The organism is Nonomuraea sp. NPDC050663 (assembly GCF_044456985.1).
GTDB lineage: Bacteria > Actinomycetota > Actinomycetes > Streptosporangiales > Streptosporangiaceae > Nonomuraea.
The window spans coordinates 243,061-263,156 of sequence record NZ_JBITGL010000008.1; the positions used below are offsets into that span (position 1 = coordinate 243,061).

At 71.4% G+C, this 20,096-nt stretch carries 22 protein-coding genes; 20 read left to right on the top strand and 2 right to left on the bottom strand.

What is annotated here, in order from left to right:
• Nucleotides 1-135 precede the first annotated feature (135 nt).
• The 20 genes from ACIBH1_RS26045 to ACIBH1_RS26140 all read left to right on the top strand — a co-directional run bounded on the left by ACIBH1_RS26045 (nucleotide 136) and on the right by ACIBH1_RS26140 (nucleotide 18,467).
• Nucleotides 136-765 (top strand): bifunctional DNA primase/polymerase, encoded by a 630-nt coding sequence (locus ACIBH1_RS26045; protein ID WP_397316527.1) that lies wholly within the window; start codon nucleotides 136-138, stop codon nucleotides 763-765.
• A gap of 292 nt (nucleotides 766-1,057) precedes the next feature.
• Entirely contained in the window at nucleotides 1,058-2,302 is a 1,245-nt protein-coding gene (locus ACIBH1_RS26050; RefSeq protein ID WP_397316528.1) for an MFS transporter, read from the top strand.
• 9 nt (nucleotides 2,303-2,311) lie between these two features.
• Entirely contained in the window at nucleotides 2,312-3,136 is an 825-nt protein-coding gene (locus tag ACIBH1_RS26055; protein WP_397316529.1) for an IclR family transcriptional regulator, read from the top strand.
• The gene (locus ACIBH1_RS26060) at nucleotides 3,120-3,569 is read left to right on the top strand and encodes a hypothetical protein (RefSeq protein ID WP_397316530.1); all 450 of its coding nucleotides are present in this window, start codon (nucleotides 3,120-3,122) and stop codon (nucleotides 3,567-3,569) included. The genes ACIBH1_RS26055 and ACIBH1_RS26060 overlap by 17 nt, the downstream gene beginning before the upstream one ends.
• 112 nt (nucleotides 3,570-3,681) lie before the next feature.
• Nucleotides 3,682-4,590 (top strand): dihydroorotate dehydrogenase, encoded by a 909-nt coding sequence (locus ACIBH1_RS26065; protein WP_397316531.1) that lies wholly within the window; start codon nucleotides 3,682-3,684, stop codon nucleotides 4,588-4,590.
• 17 nt (nucleotides 4,591-4,607) lie between these two features.
• Complete coding sequence (locus tag ACIBH1_RS26070; protein ID WP_397316779.1) at nucleotides 4,608-5,435, top strand: IclR family transcriptional regulator; 828 nt, start codon at nucleotides 4,608-4,610, stop codon at nucleotides 5,433-5,435.
• Nucleotides 5,432-5,878, top strand: a complete 447-nt coding sequence (locus ACIBH1_RS26075; protein WP_397316532.1) for a hypothetical protein — start codon at nucleotides 5,432-5,434, stop codon at nucleotides 5,876-5,878. Before ACIBH1_RS26070 ends, ACIBH1_RS26075 begins: the two co-directional genes overlap by 4 nt.
• The gene (locus ACIBH1_RS26080) at nucleotides 5,875-7,125 is read left to right on the top strand and encodes a Zn-dependent hydrolase (protein ID WP_397316533.1); all 1,251 of its coding nucleotides are present in this window, start codon (nucleotides 5,875-5,877) and stop codon (nucleotides 7,123-7,125) included. The genes ACIBH1_RS26075 and ACIBH1_RS26080 overlap by 4 nt, the downstream gene beginning before the upstream one ends.
• Nucleotides 7,122-7,925: a hypothetical protein gene (locus tag ACIBH1_RS26085; RefSeq protein ID WP_397316534.1), complete on the top strand. Its 804-nt coding sequence runs from the start codon at nucleotides 7,122-7,124 to the stop codon at nucleotides 7,923-7,925. The genes ACIBH1_RS26080 and ACIBH1_RS26085 overlap by 4 nt, the downstream gene beginning before the upstream one ends.
• On the top strand, nucleotides 7,922-9,178 hold the full coding sequence (locus tag ACIBH1_RS26090; protein WP_397316535.1) for a dihydroorotase: 1,257 nt from the start codon (nucleotides 7,922-7,924) through the stop codon (nucleotides 9,176-9,178). The genes ACIBH1_RS26085 and ACIBH1_RS26090 overlap by 4 nt, the downstream gene beginning before the upstream one ends.
• Before the next feature lie 325 nt (nucleotides 9,179-9,503).
• Nucleotides 9,504-10,400, top strand: coding sequence for a hypothetical protein (locus tag ACIBH1_RS26095; protein WP_397316536.1), 897 nt, complete (start codon nucleotides 9,504-9,506; stop codon nucleotides 10,398-10,400).
• Complete coding sequence (gene tmk, locus ACIBH1_RS26100; protein ID WP_397316537.1) at nucleotides 10,397-11,071, top strand: dTMP kinase; 675 nt, start codon at nucleotides 10,397-10,399, stop codon at nucleotides 11,069-11,071. The genes ACIBH1_RS26095 and tmk overlap by 4 nt, the downstream gene beginning before the upstream one ends.
• Complete coding sequence (locus ACIBH1_RS26105) at nucleotides 11,055-12,329, top strand: M20 family metallopeptidase (RefSeq protein ID WP_397316538.1); 1,275 nt, start codon at nucleotides 11,055-11,057, stop codon at nucleotides 12,327-12,329. The genes tmk and ACIBH1_RS26105 overlap by 17 nt, the downstream gene beginning before the upstream one ends.
• A gap of 1 nt (nucleotide 12,330) precedes the next feature.
• A complete protein-coding gene (gene pyrF / locus ACIBH1_RS26110) occupies nucleotides 12,331-13,041 on the top strand; it encodes an orotidine-5'-phosphate decarboxylase (protein WP_397316539.1) in 711 nt (236 codons plus the stop codon).
• A complete protein-coding gene (locus ACIBH1_RS26115) occupies nucleotides 13,038-13,811 on the top strand; it encodes a BtpA/SgcQ family protein (RefSeq protein ID WP_397316540.1) in 774 nt (257 codons plus the stop codon). The genes pyrF and ACIBH1_RS26115 overlap by 4 nt, the downstream gene beginning before the upstream one ends.
• Entirely contained in the window at nucleotides 13,804-14,940 is a 1,137-nt protein-coding gene (locus ACIBH1_RS26120; RefSeq protein WP_397316541.1) for a metallopeptidase TldD-related protein, read from the top strand. Before ACIBH1_RS26115 ends, ACIBH1_RS26120 begins: the two co-directional genes overlap by 8 nt.
• The gene (locus ACIBH1_RS26125; protein WP_397316542.1) at nucleotides 14,937-15,971 is read left to right on the top strand and encodes a hypothetical protein; all 1,035 of its coding nucleotides are present in this window, start codon (nucleotides 14,937-14,939) and stop codon (nucleotides 15,969-15,971) included. The genes ACIBH1_RS26120 and ACIBH1_RS26125 overlap by 4 nt, the downstream gene beginning before the upstream one ends.
• Nucleotides 15,972-16,094: 123 nt before the next feature.
• Nucleotides 16,095-16,997: an ABC transporter ATP-binding protein gene (locus ACIBH1_RS26130; RefSeq protein WP_397316543.1), complete on the top strand. Its 903-nt coding sequence runs from the start codon at nucleotides 16,095-16,097 to the stop codon at nucleotides 16,995-16,997.
• A complete protein-coding gene (locus tag ACIBH1_RS26135) occupies nucleotides 16,994-17,734 on the top strand; it encodes an ABC transporter permease (RefSeq protein WP_397316544.1) in 741 nt (246 codons plus the stop codon). The genes ACIBH1_RS26130 and ACIBH1_RS26135 overlap by 4 nt, the downstream gene beginning before the upstream one ends.
• A complete protein-coding gene (locus ACIBH1_RS26140) occupies nucleotides 17,721-18,467 on the top strand; it encodes an ABC transporter permease (RefSeq protein ID WP_397316545.1) in 747 nt (248 codons plus the stop codon). The genes ACIBH1_RS26135 and ACIBH1_RS26140 overlap by 14 nt, the downstream gene beginning before the upstream one ends.
• Here ACIBH1_RS26140 and ACIBH1_RS26145 read toward each other — a convergent pair.
• Nucleotides 18,458-19,213 carry an IclR family transcriptional regulator gene (locus tag ACIBH1_RS26145; protein WP_397316546.1) on the bottom strand — a complete coding sequence of 252 codons (756 nt, stop codon included), beginning with the start codon at nucleotides 19,211-19,213 and terminating at the stop codon, nucleotides 18,458-18,460. The two genes, ACIBH1_RS26140 and ACIBH1_RS26145, sit on opposite strands and share 10 nt — an antisense overlap.
• A 94-nt stretch (nucleotides 19,214-19,307) precedes the next feature.
• Nucleotides 19,308-20,072 carry a nucleoside phosphorylase gene (locus ACIBH1_RS26150; protein WP_397316547.1) on the bottom strand — a complete coding sequence of 255 codons (765 nt, stop codon included), beginning with the start codon at nucleotides 20,070-20,072 and terminating at the stop codon, nucleotides 19,308-19,310.
• Between the last annotated feature and the right edge of the window lie 24 nt (nucleotides 20,073-20,096).

The following is a 20,096-nucleotide window of genomic DNA, read 5'->3' on the forward strand; positions in this document are numbered from 1 at the left end:
GGGGTTTCCCCTCAGCCGCTGAGGCGTGTGCGTTAGAGTGCACAGAACAGTGCGGGTGTGTCCCATGTGAAGGCTTCTCGTGTGCGTTTCTGCCCGGAGTCTGGACCACTCCAGATTTCGGACGGGAGTTGAAGCATGGTCGGCGTACCGCTTGCTCGGCGCACCAGGAAACGGGTCGCGCACCCCACCCGCATCGACATCGTGCTCGGCTATGCGGCCCTGGGCTGGGCGTGCGCTCCCGGCGCGCATCCCATGCGCCACGGCACCCGCGCGTGTTCGTGTGACCGCATCGGCTGTCCCGACCCCGGCCAGCATCCGCTCTCTCCCGCCTGGAACGTTCAGGCCACGACGGACACCGCGATGCTCACGCTCTGGTGGCAGCGCGAGGCCGAGGCGAATGTGATTCTCCCCACGGGCAGGGTTTTCGACGTCTTCGACGTACCCGCCGCCCACGGGCTGGCCGCCCTCTCCCGCATCGACGCCGCAGGCGTCTTCACAGGCCCGGTCGCCGAGAACGGCGACCGGGTCCTGTTTTATGTGGCCACTCGTGGCAACCCCGACGACGAGGACGAGTGGTGGTCGTGCAGCCTCGACTGCGTGCCCTCGGCCATCGAGGACACGCCCGGACTGCGCTGGCACTGCCGTGACAGCTACGTGCTCGCTCCCGGCTCGACCCTGCCGGGCGGACGCCCGGCCACGTGGCTGCGGGCCCCCGACCACCGCCCGCTGCCCGATCCGCTGCGGATCCTCGACTTCCTGGTCTAGATGACCTGATTCCCCAGGGGCTGCCCCTGGGCGCCACGCTGGACGCGGGCCCGGCATGCCGCCGCGCCATCCCGGCCATGGCTTCTTCTCTCCGTGCCGCCATCTGCCGCACCGAGCCCTTCGACGTGTGCCTGAGGCCCGTCCGTCTTCACTTCGGTGACTCTCTGTTGTGAGTGTGCGCTCTCTTGACTGCTGAAAACACTGACTGCAATACTCCTTCCGGTTATGGAAGTGATGTTTCCGTAAAGCGGAAACCTGGAAATCCACCCCCCTTCTTTCTGGACGCGTGGTCATGTCAGACAGCCCCGTTCTCAGCCCCTCCTTAACGCCCAAGAACCCGTCCGACGGATATGCGAAGCGCGCGATTTTCGCCTCCGCCTCCGGTTACGCCATGGACGGCTTCGACCTCCTGATCCTCAGCTTCGGCATGCTGGCGATCGCCCAGAGCTTCGGTGTGACCAAGGCCGAAGCGGGCGCCCTCACCTCCGTCACCCTCTGGGGAGCCGTCGTCGGCGGCGTCCTGTTCGGGGTGCTGGCCGACCGGTTCGGCCGGGCCAAGATGCTGGCCTGGTCGATCATCCTGTTCGCCGTCTTCACCGGATTGTGCGCGCTATCACCCAATCTGGAGACCCTCGCGGTCCTGCGCTTCGTCGCGGGCATGGGCCTGGGCGGCGAATTCGGCATCGGCATGACGCTGGCGGCCGAGGCGTGGCCGGCGGCCAAGAGGGCCAGGGCCACCGCACTGGTCGGCATCGGCTGGCAGGTCGGCGTGCTCGCCGCCGCGTTCGTCTCGCCCTGGGCCATCTCGCAGTTCGGCTGGCGCGGCCTGTTCGCCATCGGCGCCGTCCCCGCGGTCATCGCCTTCGTGGTGCGCAAGCGCATCGGCGAGCCCGAGATCTTCCAGCGGGCCAGCACGGAACCGAAACCCAGCTTCGGCGCCCAGCTCAAGATGCTGTTCGCCGATCGGACCACGGCGATGGCCACGATCGGCATCCTGGTTCTCTGCTCGGTGCAGAACTTCGGCTACTACGGCGTGATGACCTGGCTGCCCACCTACCTGAGCGACTCGCTGCAGCTCGGGCTGACCAAGTCGAGCCTGTGGACCGCCGTCACCGTCGTCGGCATGATGGCGGGCATCTTCCTGTTCGGCCAGTTCGCCGACAGGTTCGGCCGTAGGCCCACCTTCTGGGCCTACCAGGCGGGCGCCGTGGTCAGCCTGCTCGTCTACAGCCAGCTCAGCAACGAGATCGCGCTCCTGTTCGGCGGCGCGGTGATGGGCTTCTTCGTCAACGGCATGCTCGGCGGTCTCGGCGCGCTGATGGCCGAGAGCTACCGCACGCAGATCAGGTCGCTGGCGCAGAACGTGCTGTTCAACCTGGGCAGGGGCGTCGGCGCCTTCGCTCCTGTGGTGGTCGCGCTGGTCGCCACGGAACACGGATTCGCCATCGCGATCGGCGCACTCGCCGCCCTGTACGTCCTGGAAATGGCCGCCATGCTGCTCATCCCCGAGCGTAAGGGCGCCGCACTGGCCGACTAGGAGGGCTTGGTGCAACCGCTTGTCCGCGCACTCCAGGTCATGGGCGCGCTCGCCCGGGTGGAGTGCGGTCTGACCCTGCAGGATCTGTCCACGGCCATCTCGGCGCCGATCGCGAGCGTGCACCGCCTTCTGCCCACGCTGGAGGAGGAGGGGTTCGTCGCCAGGTCGCCGAGCAACCGGCGCTACTTCATCGGACCGGCGGCCACCACCGCCGGATTCGGCCAGGCCGGGCGGCACACGCTTCTCGGCGTCGCCTACGACCACCTGCGAGAGCTCGCCAGAGCCGCCGGGCACCCCGTGGTGGTCACGGAGAACCACGCCGGCCGGGCGGTCTGCACGGCCAGGCTCGATCCGCTGGGCGTGCGCGGCGCGGGCGCCTCCACCAGCGCGCAGGTCGGGGCGAGGCTGCCATGGCACGCCTCGTCCGCCGCGCGCACGCTCCTGCTCGACCTGGACAGGCACGAAGTGTGGCGCCTGCTCAGCGGCTGGGAGTTCACCCGCTACACCACCAGGACCCCGGCCACGGTCGAAGCGATCTGGACCCATCTGGAAGAGACCAGGAGACACGGGTACGGCGTCGGCTTCGACGAGTGGGAGTCGGGCATCTGGACCCTCTCCGCCCCGGTCAGGGACGGAGCCAGGAACCTGACCGCCACCATCACGGTGGCCGGGCACGCCTCGCAGGTGGCCGAGCCCGCCGTCAGAGCCGGGATCAGGGATCTCACGATCGAGACGGCGGCGGTGATCGCCGCCGAACTCGGCTATTCGGACGACCGGCGACGGTGGCCCGCCGCCGACCTGAAGGAGGACGACGTCCATGCCGACACAGGTTGAAGAAGCTCTCGCCACGCTCCTGCGGGGCCAGGAGAAGGCCGACGTGCTGACCCACCCGGCCGCCGTCGAGGAGGCGGGCAGGGCGCTGGCGGCCAGGATCGCCGGCCTCGAGCCTGACGTGCTCGCCTTGTGGGACGGCGCGGAGGACGCCGTCCTGGGCCACGTCGTGGCCCGCGCCCTGGGCGTGAGCTGCGTGGCCGCCGTCGAGGAGTCGGGAGTGCTCGAATTCACCACGCGCCTGCCGGAGGGCGCGCGTGTGGTGCTGCTCGCCGACGCCTTCCGCACCGGCAAGGAACTGAACGCCCTTCTCGGGCTCGTGCGTCACCGCCACGGCCTGCCGGTGGCGGCGGCGAGCCTGGTCACCACGCCTGTTCTGGAGGCCTACGCGGCAGGGGGCGGAACGACCCTGACAGCGGCGGATGAAAAGGCGTGAGGACCTTTTTCCATTTCCAAGAATAGGCCGCAAATCCTGGTAGGACTGTAAGCCCCGATTCTCGTGATCGGGGCTTACGGATTATGGAAAGCATGTTTCTGGAGTTGCGAATATGCGGAGAACCGCGGTGCGTCTGGGCCGCCTTGACCTGTGCAGCCCGGTGATGCCGGCCTCCGGCTGTTTCGGCCCCGAGTTACGTACGGTGACGTCGATGGACCGGCTCGGCGCCGTGGTGACGAAGACCGTCTTCAGCGACCTGCGTTCGGGCAATCCCGCATCGCGGCTGGCCGAGACCCGCGCCGGCATGCTCAACGCGGTCGGCATCCCCAGCCCTGGCCTGGCCGGATTTCGCGCCACGACCCTGCCCGCCTACCGGGCGCTCGGGCCCAAGGTCATCGTCAGCATCGGCGGGCTGGCCGTCCGCGACTACCTGGAGGTCGCGGCCGGGCTGGCCGACGAGGAGTTCGCCGCCTTCGAGGTCAACGTCTCCTGCCCCAACCTGGAACACGGCGGACTCGACATCGGCACCGACCCGCGCGCCATCGAGGCCATCACGCGAGGGGTCAGGGACAGGGGCGGCGACCGGCCGGTCATCGTCAAGATGACCCCGAACGTGACCTCCGTCGCCGACATCGCGCACGCGGCCGAGAACGCGGGGGCCGAGGCGCTGACGGTGGCCAACACCTTCGTCGGTCTCGCGGTCGATCTCGACACCCGCCGCCCGGTGCTCGGCAACGTCACCGGGGGCATGTCGGGCCCGGCCATCAAGCCGCTGGCGCTGCGCCTGGTCATGCAGGCGTCGCGTGCCGTAAGGATCCCGGTGATCGGGTGTGGCGGGATCGCCTCCGTGCGGGACGCCGCGGAGTTCCTGGTCGCCGGGGCCAGGGCGGTGCAGGTCGGCACCGCCAACTTCACCCGGCCCACCGTGATGTCCGAGATCGTCGAGGCCCTTCCGGAACTGCTCGACCGGCTCGGCGCGCACGACGTCGACGATCTCGTCGGCACCCTGGCCACCGCGTAGAACGGAGTGTGCGCAAGATGCAGGTGATCGTCAGAGCGCTCAACGTCCTCAAGGCCATCTCCGCCGCCAAGGAGGGCATGACCCTGCAGGAACTCGTCCTGGAGCTGGAGATCCCGCTGGGCAGCATGCACCGGCTGCTCGCGGTCCTGGAGGAGCAACATTTCGTCAGCCGTTCGCCCACCAACCGGCGCTACTTCCTGGGTGTGGAGGCGCGAGGGCTCACCGAGCGGGGCAGGGGACGCAACCCGTCACTGGTCACGCCGCATCCCGAGCTGGGCGCGCTGGTGGAGCAGTCGGCGGAGACCGCCTTCCTGACCGAGATCTTCGGCGACCGGGCGGTCTGCACCGCGCTGGTCGAGGGCCTGCATCCGCTGCGCCTGTTCGTCAGGATCGGCCAGGAGATGCCGCTGCACGCCGCCGCCTCCGCGCGAGCCATCCTCGCCTTCCTGGAGGACCAGGCCACGCTCCAGCTGCTGGAGTCGAGGTCGCTGACGCCGTTCACCGAGGACACGCCCGCCACGCTGGCCGACGTCACCGAGCGGCTGGCGTTGATCAGGCAGCGCGGCTACGACACCTGCGACGACGAACTCGACCGTGGGGTGTGGGCGGTCTCCGCGCCCATCCGCACGTCCACGGGACGCGTCTACGCCAGCGTCACGCTGGCGACTCCCTCCCACAGATCCGAGCGCCCCGAGCAGCGCGAGGTCTTCCGTGACCTGGTGCTGCGCGCGGCGCAGCGTATGTCGGAGGACCTCGGCTACGTGCAGGCCGCCCCGGTGGTCGTCTGGGACGACCTGCCGGAGATGGAACCGGGCACGGCCCCACTGAGGAGGGTGACGCTGTGACCTTCCCCGTCGAGACCCCTCTCGACGTGCAGAGCGTCGAGGTGCGCCGGGCCGAGCTCCGCCAGGACGTGGTCAACGCGGTCGTACGGCAGGGCGGGCGCCTGGAGTTGTCGGCCATGCTGACCAGGCCGTCGATCCTGCGGCGTATGGCGTCGTCGCTGGCCGCCCACGTCCCGCCCGGCACGGACCGGCTGGTGTGCTCGCCCGGCAGTCTGCCGCTGGCGGCGGCGCTGGCGCTGGAGACGGGGGTGCCCTTCGCCGTGCTGGGCGACACCCCGATGGGTGATCTGTTCCCGGGTGAGCGGGCGGTGCTGGTCGCCGCCGTGGTCTCCACGGGCGCGTCAGCCGCCGCGCTGTCGGCGGCGACGGGGGCGGAGACCGTGCTGGCCGGACTCGCGCTGCAGCCTTCTCGAAACGTCATCGCGGCCGTGGAGCTGTCATGAAATATGCCGATCCGGCGCGGTTAGCCTCGCTGATCGATCGCCTCGCGACGATCAGCGAGGACGGTCAGGGCGTCACCCGCCTGGCCTACACCCCGCTCGAACGCCAGGCCCACCGGGTCTTCGCCGAGCACATGAGCGCCCTGGGCCTCGATGTCCGCACCGACGCCGCGGGCAACACCATCGCGGAGCGGCCGGGGACCGACGACCTGCCCGCCCTGGGCACCGGCTCCCATCTCGACAGCGTGCCCCGCGGCGGCCGGTTCGACGGCATCGCGGGGGTCGTCGCGGCCATGGAGGTCGCCACCGTCCTGGCCGACCCCCGCAGTGGCCTGCGGCATCGCCGTCCTCTGCGCTTCGTCGCCTTCGCCGCGGAGGAAGGAGCCCGCTTCGGCCTTGCCTGCCTGGGCAGCCGCCTGGCCGCCGGCCTCCACACCCCGCACGACCTGGAACAGCTCAGGGACGCCGACGGCGTCAGCGTCGCCGAGGCGATGCGCGGCGTCGGCCTGGACCCCGCGAGGGTGGGTGAGGCCCGCTGGGACCCGCGGGACTGGGCCGCCTTCGTCGAACTCCACGTCGAGCAGGGCGACGTCTTGGAACGTGCCGGACTGCCGATCGGGGTCGTGGACACCGTCTCGGGCTCGACCCGGCTGCGCCTCGACCTGACCGGCCGGCCGTCCCACACGGGAGCCACGCCGATGGCGGGCCGCTCGGACGCCCTGGTGGCCGCGGCCCAGGTGGTGCTCGCGGCCGACGCCGTCGCCGGTGACGCCCGCCACCGGGGCACCCGGGCCACCGTGGGCGAGTTACGCGTCAGCCCGGGCTCCGTCACGACCATCCCCGGCCAGGTCTCCCTCTCGCTCGACGTGCGCGACGTGGACAGCGACCGGCAGCGCCGTACCGCGGCCGAGATCGTCAGGCACGCGCAGGCGGCAGGCGACGACCGGGGCGTGCGGCTCGACTACCGCCTGATCGGCGACTCGTCGCCGGTCGTGCTGCCCCTGTGGATCCGCGACGTGCTCGCCGGCGCCGCCGCCGCGCACGGGGCCGAGTACCGGGTGATGACCAGTGGGGCGAGTCACGACGCGCAGATCGTCAACAAGATCATTCCAGCCGGGATGCTCTTCGTGCCCAGCCGGTCGGGCGTCAGCCACGTGCCGGAGGAGTGGACCTCGCCGGAGGAACTGGCCACCGGCGTGGACATCCTGCTGAGCGCGCTGCTCCGGCTCTCCGACGAAGGAACCTCATGATCACCACTGGCTTCATGGACGTGCTACCGGCGAGCGAGGAGGCGCAGCCGACCTGGATCGACGCCCCGGTACTGAGCAACGTGCACCTGGCCGACCGCTACCACCGGCTGCGGCTGGCCGCTCCCCTCGCGGCGGAACGCGCCAGGCCGGGCCAGTTCGTCATGCTGACGCTCAGCTCACCCGCCCTGGCGCTGCCCCGCCCGATGGCCGTGCACGACGCCGACCCGGAGACGGGCACGATCGACATCGTCTACGGCGTCGTCGGGATCGGCACCCGCGAGATGGCCGCCCTGGAGCCCGGCGCCACCGTCGGCACCCTCGGACCGCTCGGCCGCCCGTTCGCCCCGCCCGCCACGCCCGGACGGGCGCTGCTGCTCAGCCGGGGCATCGGGATCTGTTCGCTGAGCCTGCTGGGCCGCGAACTGCACGCGGCGGGATGGGAGGTCCTGGTCGTGGCCAGCGGCCGCACCCCGCAGGCCGTCGTCGGCACCGAAGAACTGGAGGAGGCAGGGGTGCCGGTGCTCCGGGTGGACGACGAGAGCGGGACCAGCGACCCGGAACACCTCAGGAACCTCGACTTCGTCCCCACCTACGTGACCGCCTGCGGCTCCGCGCGCCTGGAGCAACTGGCCGCCGACCACGCCCACACCGCCGAGGTGCAGATCGCGCTGGAAGCGCCGATGGCCTGCGGCCTGGGCTACTGCCACGGCTGCTCCACCGGCGCCCGCACCGCCCAGGCGGAGGCCCCGCTCGTCTGCGCCGACGGCCCGGTCTTCCGCTACCGCCCGGCACCGCGATGACCCGCCGTCTCCTGCGCGGAGTCAGACCGTACGGCGCCGCCCCCATGGACGTGCTGATCGAGGGCGGGATCATCACCTCGATCACCCCGGCCGCCACCCCTGGACCCCTCGTCCTACTCCCTGGCTTCGTGGACCTCCACACCCACCTGCGCGAACCGGGCGGTGAGGAGGCCGAGACCATCCTGACCGGCACCCGCGCCGCCGCCGCAGGCGGCTACACGGCGGTGGTGGCGATGGCCAACACCGCCCCGGTGATCGACACTCCCGCCCTGGTCAGACGGGTCCTGGCGGCCGAGGCACACGCGGACGTGCACCCGGTCTCCGCCATCACCCACGGTCTGGCCGGGACCTCGCTGGTCGACATGGAACCGATGGCGGAGGAGGGCGTGCGGGTCTTCTCCGACGACGGCCGGTGCCTGGCCGACCCCGCCCTGATGCGTACGGCACTGCGACGCGCGGGCCGGTCAGGGCTGCTGGTGGCCCAGCATGCCCAGGACCCGGTGCTGGCGGGAGGCGACACCCGGGCGCTCGACCGCACCGGGGTCGTGCTGGACGTGCAGGAGTGGCCCGCCCTGGCGGAAGCGGTGATCGTCGCCCGTGACGTGCTGCTCGCCTCGGACAGCGGCGCCCGGTTGCACATCTGCCACGTCTCGACCCGGGCGAGCGTCGAGGTGCTGCGCTGGGCCAAGAGCCGGGGGCTGCCGGTCACCGCCGAGGTCACGCCGCACCACCTGACGCTGACGGAGGCGGACGCGGCCGGACGGGATCCGCGATACAAGATGAACCCGCCGCTCAGGGCGCCTGACGACGTCCGGGCGCTCCGGGAGGCGCTGGCGGAGGGGATCATCGACGTGGTCGCCACCGACCATGCGCCGCACCCGGCGGACAGGAAGGCCCTGCCCTGGCCGCAGGCGCCCTTCGGAGTGATCGGCCTGGAAACCGCGCTGCCCGTGGTGGTCGAGGCCATGCGGAGCTTCTGGCCGCCCGGCGACGGTCCGTCCTGGGAACAGGTCGCCCGCGTCATGTCCACCGAACCCGCCAGGCTGGCCGGGATCGGCGAGCGCCACGGCCGGCCCATCGCGGTCGGAGAGCCCGCCCACCTCTGCCTCGTGGACCCCGGCGCGGACGCCCCCGTCACCCTCTACGGCAGGAGCGCCAACACCCCGTTCGCCGGGCGGAGCTTCGGTGTCCGGGTGGTCGCCACCCTGCGCGCCGGCGAGCCGACCCACGATCCGGACGAGGCATTGGATTAACGAATTGTTTCGCGCTCCGCACTCCGCGGGAGTGGAAACAACAGGCCCCACCTTTCCGAAACACGCCACCCCGTCCGAACGGGTTTCGCGCCAGACGGAAATTCTGCCACCTGCAATTGCACACCGTTGACGCGATTAAACGGCGCTCTGTTCAATGGTGGCTGACCGAGAAGATCCGATGGGAGGTTTGCAATGAAGAAGATTTCCGCCGACGTTCTTCGCCAGCTGTCCACTGGCGCCGTCAAGCGTGGCTGCCAGAACGGCGGCAAGTAGTCCGACACGATCACGGCGGCCGCCGCGCGAGGCCGGCCGCCGTGGTCCGGAAGTGAGAGAGAAGAACATGCTCCTCGACGAGATCCTCGGGGACCGGCGGCGCGAAGGCCGGGCCGAACTGGCCGAGGCGATGCGGGTGCTGTCCCACGAAGCCGAGCCCGACGTGGCGCCGGCGCAGACGGCCGCCTACTTCGAGCCCCGCCTCTACACCCAGCTCGCCCAGGGCGGCATCGACCGCGCGACCCTCACCCGGTTGCTGCACGGCCCCCACGACGCGACCTTCGTGCCTGGCACGACGATCGAGCTGGTCACCGGCCTGGACCAGATCCTGTCGGCCTTCCTGGCGGACAACCTGGACCGCCCGGAGGAGCTCAGCCTGACCGAGGACCCCGCCGCCCACCTGCCCGCGCTGCGGCGAGCCCTGGAGCTGATCGCGGCGGTGCGCCCGGTCTTCCACGAGGCGCTGACCGAGTCGCTCAGGGCGGTGCTGCTCTTCCGCCACCCGGACGCCGAATCCTTCGCCGCCCTCGGCATGCACGGCATGATCTTCCTCAACACCCCGGCCGCCGCCGGGCCCGCCTTCTTCGTCGAGCAGCTCACCCACCAGGGCGGCCACGTGCTCTTCAGCGAGGCCACCCTGAGCCGCGGCGACTTCTTCACCGGCGACCCGGAGGCCCCTCTCTCCGACTACGTCGGCGGCGACGACCCGCGCGCTCTCTATGACGCCTTCCACGGCCTCTACACCGAGTCCATGGAATGCCAGGTTTATACCGCGCTGCTCGCCGGTGACCTGCTGACCGACGCGGAGCGCGCCGATTTCGCGGAGCCGTTGAAGGAAACCTCGGAGCGTCACGAAATCGACCTCGAATTGATTTCGCCGCATGCCGCGGAGATTTTCTCGGAAACCGGCCTCGCCATTCACGACTGCATCAGGGAACAGAAAAGATGAGTGTCGAGCGGGTTTTCCGCCCCGAGCATCACGATCGCGGCCTGCTGATTTCCGTGGTCGGTTTCGACGGCTCCGGCAAGACCACCCAGATCGAGCGCCTGGGCGACCACTTCCGCGCCCAGGGCCGCGAGGTGGTGGAAACCAGGCAGCCCACCGACTGGTACCGCGAACTCTCCGAGGTCCAGGTCTTCCACGACCAGGGCGGCTCGGCCGAGACCGCGCACGTGCTCGCCCTGCTGTCGGCGGCCGACCGCAGGCGGCACGTCATGGAGGTCGTGGACCCCGCGCTGGCCAGGGGAGCGGTCGTGCTCTGCGACCGCTACGTCTACGCCACCTTCGGTGTCTTCGTGCACCGGGGCGTGGACCTCGACTTCCTGATCACGATCAACGAAGGAGTCCCGCGCCCCGACCACGCCTTCTACCTGCGCCTGCCCGCCGAGGACCTGGTCCAGCGGCTGCGTGTCCGCGACGGCGACCGGCTGAAGCACGAGGAGAAGACGACCGCGCGGATCGAGTCGATCACCGGGACGTACGAACGCCTGGGCGACGAGCTCACCGTGATCGACGGCACGATGGGCCGCGACGAGGTCACCAAGGCCATGATCGACCACATGGGCCGCGACGCCGAGGCCACGAGCGACCCTGCGGGCAGCGATGCTGAGCGCGGCTGAACTCCTGTCCGGCCTGGTCGGCATCCCGAGCGTCAACCCGCTGCTGCCGGGCGCCGCCCCGCAGGACGACGAGCGCGCGGTCGCCGCCTTCCTGGCCGGCCACCTGCGGGACGAGGGCGTCGCCGTCGAACTGCAGGAGGTCAAGGACGGCCGCTGCAACGTGGTCGCCAGGATCGACCGCGCGGGCGCGGCGGACGACGCGATCGTCATGCTGACCGGCCACATGGACACCTACCCGGCCGGCGGACCCCACGCCGGCTACCGGGCCGTCGTCGAGGACGGCATGCTCTACGGCCGGGGCAGCGCCGACGCCAAGGGCGTGCTGGCGGCCATGACCACCGCCTTCCTGACGGCCGCACGCTCCCCGCACCGCCGTGAGACCTACCTGGTGGCGACCCTCGACGAGGAATGCCTGATGCTGGGCGTCAAAGCCCTGGCGGCGCTGGAGGTCGCGCCGACGCTGGCGATCACCGGGGAGCCGAGCAACCTCGTCCCGGTCGTGGCGCAGAAGGGCATCGTGCGCGGCTCGTGGCGGGTGAGCGGGCCCGCCGCCCACGCCGCCTATCCGACAGAGAAGACAGCGATCACCGAGGCCGCCCGACTGGTCGAGGCGGTGGGGGTGCTCAACCGGCGCTACGCGGAGGGACCGGCCGCCGCGATGCTCGGGGCGCCGACCATGACGGTCACCCGCATCCAGAGCGACGGCGGCATGAACCTTGCCGCCCGCGAGGTGATCGTGTGGTTCGACGGGCGTTTCCTCCCGGAACCCGCGACGCCGCGCCCGGCGCCTTCAGGAGCCGCGCTGCCAGAAGCGGGCTTGCCGGAAGCCGCACGGGCAGAGGCCGCACGGGCAGAGGCCGCACGGGCAGAGGCTCCGGCAGAGGCCGCTCCGGCAGAGGCCGCCGGATGGGCCTTCGCGCGGCAGGTCGACCGCGACCTGCGCGCCCTGACCGATGTCGACTTCGTCATGGACGAGCTGACCTTCGTCTCCCCGCCCAACGCGGCCGACGTCGACACCCCCCTCGTCGCCGAGTTCCTCGGCCACGTCCGCGAGGTCGCCGGCCGCTGCGAGCCCGAGGGCTTCTCCTACGGCAGCGAAGCCGGCGTCCTGGCCACCTTCGCGGACGCCGCCCTGGTCTTCGGCCCAGGCGACGCCCGCTTCTCGCACGCCTGGGAAGAGGGCGTGCCGCTGGCCGAGCTCGACGCCGCGACCGAGATCTTCCGCCGCCTGCTCACCCCGTCACCGCTGGAGAACTGAGATGCCCGCCGACGACAGGCTCTGCCTAGCCCTCGACATGTCCGACCGCGACGAGATCCTCGCCCTGGTCGACGAGCTGAAGGAGCACGTGGGCTGGTTCAAGGTGAACTCCGCCTTCACCCTCCACGGCCCCGAACTGGTCCGCGAGATCCTCGACAGGGACGTGAAGGTCTTCCTCGACCTGAAGCTGCACGACATCCCCAACACCCTGGCCGGATACGCCCGCGCGGTCACCCGCCTGGGCGTGCACCTGGTGACCATGCACACCGCGGGCGGCATCGAGATGATGCGCACCGCCGTGGCCGCCGCCGACGCCGAGGCCGCTGAGCTGGGGACCGAGCGTCCGAAGCTGGTGGGCGTCACCTTGCTGACCAGCGTCGACCAGCAGGTGCTCAACGACGAGCTCAACGTGCCGGGTTCGATCGAGGACGAGCTGCGCAGCCGCGCCGCCCTGGCCGCCAAGGCGGGACTCGACGGCATGGTCTGCGCGCCGCCGGAGATCCCGCTGGTGCGCGGCGTCGTGCCGGAGGACTTCTTCTTCGTCACCCCCGGCGCCCGCTCGCCCGGCCAGAGCGACGACGACCACCGCCGCACCGGCACGCACGCCGAGGCGGTGGCGGCCGGATCCAGCCTGCTGGTGGTGGGCCGCCGCATCCTGGACGCCCCGGACCGGGTCGCCGCCGCCCTCGAAGTCACGGCGGAGATGTCGTGAACCTCCCCGACAAGGCGGTCATCGCCTGTATCCACCTGTTGCCCACGCCGGGCTCGCCGCGCTACGGCGGTGACGTCGACGCCATCTACGAGCGGGCCCTGCGTGAGGCCGAGGTCTTCCTGCGGGAGGGCGCGGATGCCCTGCTCGTGGAGAACGCGGGTGACCTGCCGTTCTACCCGCAGGCCGTACCTGCCGAGACGGTCGCGATGATGGCGGGCGTCACCCGGGAGATCGTGCGGTCCTCCAGCGTGCCGGTCGGGGTGGCGGTGCTGCGCAACGACGCGCACGCCGCGGTGGCGGTGGCGGTCGCGGCCGGGGCGCGGTTCGTCCGGGTCAACGTGCACGCGGGCGCCGTGCTGGCGGCCCAGGGCATGCTGACGGGCAGCAGCCACGAGACCATGCGTCTGCGCCGCACGCTCCAGGCGGACGTGGCGGTGCTGGCCGACGCGGGGGTGAAGCACTCGCAGCCGTTCGCCTACCCGGACCTGGCCACCGAGGTGCGGGATCTGACCGGGCTCGCGGACGGGATCATCGTCTCCGGAGAGCTGACCGGGCTGGAGACCGCGCCGGAGGATCTGATCGCCGCGCGCTCCCGCACGAAGGGCCCGGTCTACGTGGGCAGCGGGGTCACGCCGGACAACGTGGGCCGGGTCCGCGACCATGCAGACGGGTTCATCGTGGGCAGCTACTTCAAGGTCGACGGCCTGGCGGCGAACCCGGTCGACGAGGGCCGGGTGCAGCAGTTCATGAAGAGCCTCGGCCGTGGCTGATCTCCCCGTCTACTCGGGCGGGCTCCTGACCTCGCCGGTGGAGGCCGGGTATGCCTTCCACCTGCGCTTCCAGCTGGGTGACGACGCCGGTGCCACGACCAGGGCGCAATATGTCGTGGACGCCGGGCCGTACGGGACCGTCGTGGGGTCCAGCCTCGCGGACCTGGACCGGGACGCCGACCTGCTGCTGCACGGCGCTCGGCGCGAAGACTGGGTGGATCCGCTCGCGGCCGAGATCGCCAGGGCGCACGAGCTGGTGCGGGTGGCCCGCGCGTGCGGCCGGCGGGCGATCGTGGAGTCCTGCCGGCGCAACGGGCGCGGCCACGCGCGCGTCAGCGCGATCGTGGGCGACAAGGCGACCGTGCCGCTCGGGCGGCAGGGACGTTCTGCGGTGCTCTCCGCCGAAGGGCTGGCCGGGATCACGCCCGATGCGGTCGCCGGGGCCTTCGCCACCGCGTCCGCGCGGGCGGCCGACCTCGCCGCCGCACCCGACTTCCCCGGCTTCCACGGCGCCGTGAGCTTCTCGCCCGCCGCCTCCGGCGTCCTGCTGCACGAGGCCGTCGGGCACCTGGTCGAGGCCGACAACTACGTGAAGTCCTTCCGCTCGCTGGAGCAGCGCATCGGGACGGACCTGCTGTCGGCACGCGACCTGGGCCTCGGCTCCGGCGCCGACGACGAGGGCTCGGCCTCGGGCCCCGTCGACCTGGTACGGCGGGGCACCGTCGTGGGCGTGCTGACCTCCCGGAAGTACGCGGCCCTGTCAGGCCGGGTCTCCACCGGGCACGCGCTGGCCCCCTGGCACGGGGAGACTCCCGTGCCGCGGCTGGCCAGGCTGCTGCTCGAACCCGGCGAGTCCGCGGCTGCGCCGGCCGGGCTCCACGTGGAGAGCGTCGCCTGGGGCCGCATGAACCCCGCCACGCGCGAGGTGACCCTCACGCTGGGCCGTACGTCGCTGGGTGTCGGCGGGGTGATCCGGATGGGTCTGGAAGACCTGCTCGGGCGGATGACGGGGGTGGGCTCCGACGTGGAGTGGCATCCCAGCCTCTGCCTCAAGAACGCGCACGCCGCCCTCGTGGAGAGCGGCGCCCCGACCACCTCGTTCTCCGATGTCCCGGTAGGTGTGGCATGAAGCTCGGCACGCACGACCCCCAGCAGGTGGCCGCCGTCAGGGCGGTCCTGGAGTCGCTGGGCGGCACCGAGGTGTTCGGCGTCGCGGTTCTCTCCGGGAGCAGGGCGGCAGGCCTCGGTCACGCCTACTCCGACACCGACGTGCACGTGGTGCTGCGTGAGGGGGCCTCGCTGCCGCGCCGCACGTTCGTCCACGACGGGGTCGAGGTGCAGCTGACGCCGGTGTCCAGAGCGGTGCTGCTGGAGTACGTGTCGCTGTCGGAGGCCTACGTCGCGACGGCGGCCTCGCGGGCGCAGTCCACGCTGACGTTCGAGCAGTTGTGGAATTTCGTCAGGCTCGCGAGCGGCACCGTCCTGCTGGCCGACGCGGAGTGCTCCGACCTGCTGGCCCGCTGCGACGGCGAGGTGGCCAGGCAGGTCGTCATGGCCAACTTCATGCACAAGGTGGCGAGGAACGCCGAGGACGCGGCGGGCATGCTCGCCTTCGACGATCCCTACGGGGCTTCGCACGCCGCGCTGCTGGCGCTGAAGGCGGCCCTGGAGGTCGCCCTCGCGGGCACCGGCGACATCTACGCCATGGACCGGTTCCTGCTGCGCCGGCTGGGCCGCGCCGGCCTGCTCACCCCCGAGTTGTGGGGGCTGCTGAACCAGCAGACCCCCGACGTGGGGGCCAGGTTGCACGCCGCGGCCGCGCTGAACGGCTGGTCCCTGGTCCACGGATGGGACAAGCCGCTGGAGTCGCTGCCGCCGCTCGGCGTCGGTCACACGGGACGGCCCTTGCGCGATCCCGCCTTCGGCCTGCAGCGATTCGCGGACCGCTGGGCGCTGTCGGGACCTGGCAAGAGCATGCGGGTCACCGAGCTGGTCGCCGCCGTGTGGATCAGGCTCGACGGGCGGGCGCCCGAGGCGATCGCCGCCGAGCTCCGGGCCGCCGGATACGGCGACATCCAGGCCGACCAGGTCACCTCCTGCGTGGAGGGCCTGGTCCGATCAGGCGTGGCGACGCCGCCGGCGTCGTCGACGGAGACGTGAGGAGGTGAAGGACATGACGAACCAGTGGGAGATCGTCGAGGACGAGTACTGCGACGCGGACCCGATGTAGGTCGGTCTGTGGGTGGCGGGTCTGCGGGCCCGCCACCCGGCTGTGGAGGACGTGTGTCGATCGTGGTGAAGGGCCTGAGCAGGTCCTTCGGCGGAGTGCGGGCGCTGGACGACGTGTCGTTCGAGGTGGCGCCGGGTGAGGTGGTCGCCCTGCTCGGGGTCAACGGGGCGGGCAAGACCACGCTGACCAAGATACTTTCCACGCTGCTGCTGCCCAGCGGGGGGAGTGCCCAGATCATGGGGCATGACGTCGCGGGCGAGGCGAAGGCCTGCCGCGCGGCGACCGGTGTGGTGTTCGGCGGCGACGGCGGGCTCTACGGGCGGCTCAGCGGCCGCGACAACCTGCGCTTCTTCGCGATGCTGGCCGGGCTGGGCCGCCGCGGCCTGCGTGCCCGCGTGGACTCCGCCCTGGAAAGGGTCGGCCTGGGGGCGGCGGCCGACCGGCCGGTCCAGACCTACTCCAAGGGCATGCGGCAGCGGCTGCATCTCGCGGTCGGCTTCATCGCCTCACCCCAGGTGCTGCTCCTGGACGAACCGACCGTGGGCCTGGACGTGATCGAAGCCCAGCGGCTCAGGGACACCGTCCGCGACCTGCGCGGCTCCGGGCTGACCGTGCTGCTCACCAGCCATCTGCTGCTCGACGTCGAGCAGCTGGCCGACCGGGTGCTGCTGTTGCAGGGCGGGCGTATCACCGAGGACCTGCCGCTGGCGTCGTTCACCGGGCTCGCGGGCTACGCGGCCCTGGTCGTGGTCCGCGGACGCGGCCCGCATCCCGTTCCGCGTGATGCCGCCGTGGCCGTGGACGGCGACACCTGGGAGCTGACCCTCCGCGTCCGCGAGTGGGACGCCTCGGTCTTCGCCGAGCTGGGCCATGAGCTCGCGGGGTACGAGGTGAGCGACCTGTCCGTCCGTGAGGTCCGGCTGGAGGACGCGTTCACCAAGCTGGCCACGGCATGATCTTCTTCGCGGCGATGCGGCACCAGATGGCGCTCATGCGGGCCTCCTGGCAGTTCCTCGTGTTGCTCGGGGTGCTGCAACCCGTCGTCTACCTGCTGATCGTGCTGTCGAAGGTCCCGGCGACCGAGACGGTGACCGCGGTCATGCTGATGAGCTTCTGGGGGTCGACGGTCTGGAGCGGGGCGGGCATCCTGCGCAGGGAGAAGATGGAGGGCACGCTCGCCCCCACCATGCTCGGCGTGCGCGACCCGCGGCTGGTGCTTCTGGGCAAGACCACGGGAGCGAGCCTGCTGATCCTCGCGGTGATCTCCGTGACCGTCGCCGCCTTCGTCCTGCTGTCCGGCCGGTCCATGGCGATCGCCCTGCCGTTCTGGTTCGGCGTTGGGCTGGCGCTGGTGGCGGTGACGGGGACGGCGGCGGGATTCCTGCTGAGCTGCCTGTTCCTGCTGTCGAGGTACGGCCCGCAGCTGTCGGCGCTGGCCGTGGCTCCTGTGACCCTGCTGTCCGGGCTGCTCATCCCTGTCTCCATGCTGCCCGGCTGGACGCGGCCGCTGAGCTGGGTGATCAACCTGCGATGGGTGCAGGAGTTCCTGGCCGGAGCGGCGCGCGGCACACCCGACTTCGCCGCGCTCGGCCTGGCAGGAGCGCTGACCGTGGTCTATTTCGTCCTGGGGGCCTTCGCCTTCCAGCGGGTGACCGTCCTGGCGAGGAAGGAAGGCACCCTTGATCTATCTTGAGGTCGTACGGCTCGGCCGCCTGCTCTTCCGCGCCTCGGAGCCCTGGTCGATCACGGTCACCGCGGTCTGGCCGCGGGTGCTGCTCCAGGGCCTGTTCTTCACGCTGCTCGGCCGGGTGCTCGGTCTGGAGGAGCACGCGTTCGCCGGGGCCCTGGCCATCACCATGCTGGCCTTCACGGTGGTGGGCGTGGCCGATGTCCCGATGGCCGACAAGTGGAACGGGACCTACTCCCGGCTGCGGCTCGGCGAGGTCCACATCCCGCTGGTGTTCGCGCTCCGCTCGCTGCCGTTGATCGTGCACGGCGGGCTGGCCGTCCTCCTGGTCTGGGCCGTCGTGGGCCCGGTCAGCGGCCTGGCGCTGACGGTCCTGCCCGTCCTGCCGATCTACGCGGTCATGCTGTTCAGCACCACCGCTCTGGGCCTGGCCGTGGTCGCGCAGGTGGTGGGCCGCCGCGCCGACGTCTTCGCGGGCAATGCGGCCACCTGGCTGGTCATCGCCTGTTCCGGCGCGCTCGTCCCGCCCGGACGCCTACCCGTCCTGGACGCGGTGGGGGCGGTGCTTCCCGTACGGCACGGCCTCGACGCCGTGCGGTCGGCGCTGGCGGGCCGACCCTGGCTCCCGTCGCTGGTGTGGGAGGTCGTCATCGGGCTCGGCTGGGCCCTGGTGGCGTGGCTCGCCTACCTCTGGCAGACAGGCCGGGCCCGGCGGCTGGGCCTGGACGACTACACCTGACTCTCGTGGCCGAGTTCCTCCGACATCGCCCGCGCCGTGCGCAGCACGATCTCCGTGGCCTGCACCCGGCGGATCGGATCACGCATCCGGTGCCCGGCGGCGGCCAGCGTCACGCTCGCCACCACGACTCCCGTGCTCGTGAACACCGGGGCGGCCACAGCCCACACGTTCTCGTCGAGCTCGTTCTCGCAGACGTCGTAGCCGCGGGAGCGGATCTCGGCCAGGTGGGCTCGCACCTCCTCGGGCGTCTTCGGCGTGCCGGGGGTGTAGGCGTTGAACTCCAGGCCGGACACGATGCCGTCGATGGTCTCCTGCGGCAGATACGCCAGCACGCTCCGGGCGGCGGCCGCGGCGTGCCAGGGCATCTCCTGGCCCAGCTGGACGAACAGCCGCAGCGGGTGGGTCGCCTCCACGATCGAGATGCACACGATGCGAGAACCCGTGAGCGAGGTCAGGAAGACGGTCTCACCGCTCTCCTTGTTCGCCCGCACCAGCAACTCGGGGGCGGGGACCAGGGAGCTGTGCGCCGCGGGCGCCCCGACCAGCTCGGCCGCGGCCGATCCCAGGAAGTAGCGGCGGTTGTGCGGGGAGCGGGTGATGTACTGCTCCTCGACCAGGGCGGCGAGCAGGCGGTGCATGCTCCCGATCGGGATCTCCAGCTCTTCGTGCAGTTCCTGGAGGGTCATCCCCTGAGGTGTCACAGACAGCTTCTTGAGGACGTTCAGGGCTCGGCTGAGAACTTGCATGCGTGGCTATCCCCGTTTTCCGCTGCTTCCCTTGGTCGCGTCCCCGATTACGCGCCCACCCGGGTCCCGGGTAGGGCCAGTTTAGGCTCTTTGATCACCCTGCCGTGTACTTCGCGGTGTGGACCGCAAGCTTCAGCATGTCGAGCTGGGCGGGCTCGTAATCCTCGAGCCAGGCGTCGGTCGCGCGGTTGGCGTGGGCGACCAGGAGCGCTCCCGTCCGCAGGCCGAGTGAGCCCGCCACGGCCAGGACGGTCTCCGTCTCCATGTCGACGCCGTCGACGCCCAGGGCCTGGAGCTCCTGGAGCCGGCGGGCCGCCTGGGCCTCGTGGCCGGGCAGGGGACGGCCCTGGCCCAGGTAGTACGAGTCGATGGAGGCCACCACGACCTCGGTCAGGGACAGGCCCAGCCGTTCGGCCTGGGTGCGCAGGCAGGCCAGGACGGTCTCGCTCGCCGTACGGACCGAGCCAGGGGCGTAGAAGGCGCCCGCTCCGCCACCGGGGACGGCGGCGGTGACCGCGCAGAGCGTGCCCGGTGCGAGATCCGGGCGCAGGGCCCCCATGCCGCCGGTGCGCAGGACGGTGCGCACTCCCAGGCGGGCCAGCTCGACCACGGTGATCTCCGCGGACGGGCCGCCGATCCCGGTGGAGCAGAGCGCGATCGGGACGCCGTCCAGGGTTCCGGCTCCCAGCCGGAACTCGCGGTTGTGGCCCAGGATCTCGAAGTCGTCGAGCACGCCGGCGGCCAGGTCGACCCTGGCGGGGTCGCCGGGGAGCAGGCAGACCGGCGGCAGGGCGCCGAGGCGGGCCGGCAGGTGGGGGGCCGTGTCCTCGAGCCAGGGGTCGCGGGCGCTGCGACTCATTCGACTCCTCGATCCGGAAGAACT

Bases quoted from the DNA above. Each gene is read 5' to 3' on its own strand.
- ACIBH1_RS26045 (WP_397316527.1), top strand. From the start codon at position 136: ATGGTCGGCGTACCGCTTGCTCGGCGCACCAGGAAACGGGTCGCGCAC.
- ACIBH1_RS26050 (WP_397316528.1), top strand. From the start codon at position 1,058: ATGTCAGACAGCCCCGTTCTCAGCCCCTCCTTAACGCCCAAGAACCCG.
- ACIBH1_RS26060 (WP_397316530.1), top strand. From the start codon at position 3,120: ATGCCGACACAGGTTGAAGAAGCTCTCGCCACGCTCCTGCGGGGCCAG.
- ACIBH1_RS26065 (WP_397316531.1), top strand. From the start codon at position 3,682: ATGCGGAGAACCGCGGTGCGTCTGGGCCGCCTTGACCTGTGCAGCCCG.
- ACIBH1_RS26070 (WP_397316779.1), top strand. From the start codon at position 4,608: ATGCAGGTGATCGTCAGAGCGCTCAACGTCCTCAAGGCCATCTCCGCC.
- ACIBH1_RS26080 (WP_397316533.1), top strand. From the start codon at position 5,875: ATGAAATATGCCGATCCGGCGCGGTTAGCCTCGCTGATCGATCGCCTC.
- ACIBH1_RS26085 (WP_397316534.1), top strand. From the start codon at position 7,122: ATGATCACCACTGGCTTCATGGACGTGCTACCGGCGAGCGAGGAGGCG.
- ACIBH1_RS26090 (WP_397316535.1), top strand. From the start codon at position 7,922: ATGACCCGCCGTCTCCTGCGCGGAGTCAGACCGTACGGCGCCGCCCCC.
- tmk (WP_397316537.1), top strand. From the start codon at position 10,397: ATGAGTGTCGAGCGGGTTTTCCGCCCCGAGCATCACGATCGCGGCCTG.
- ACIBH1_RS26105 (WP_397316538.1), top strand. From the start codon at position 11,055: ATGCTGAGCGCGGCTGAACTCCTGTCCGGCCTGGTCGGCATCCCGAGC.
- pyrF (WP_397316539.1), top strand. From the start codon at position 12,331: ATGCCCGCCGACGACAGGCTCTGCCTAGCCCTCGACATGTCCGACCGC.
- ACIBH1_RS26125 (WP_397316542.1), top strand. From the start codon at position 14,937: ATGAAGCTCGGCACGCACGACCCCCAGCAGGTGGCCGCCGTCAGGGCG.
- ACIBH1_RS26135 (WP_397316544.1), top strand. From the start codon at position 16,994: ATGATCTTCTTCGCGGCGATGCGGCACCAGATGGCGCTCATGCGGGCC.
- ACIBH1_RS26145 (WP_397316546.1), bottom strand. From the start codon at position 19,213: ATGCAAGTTCTCAGCCGAGCCCTGAACGTCCTCAAGAAGCTGTCTGTG.
- ACIBH1_RS26150 (WP_397316547.1), bottom strand. From the start codon at position 20,072: ATGAGTCGCAGCGCCCGCGACCCCTGGCTCGAGGACACGGCCCCCCAC.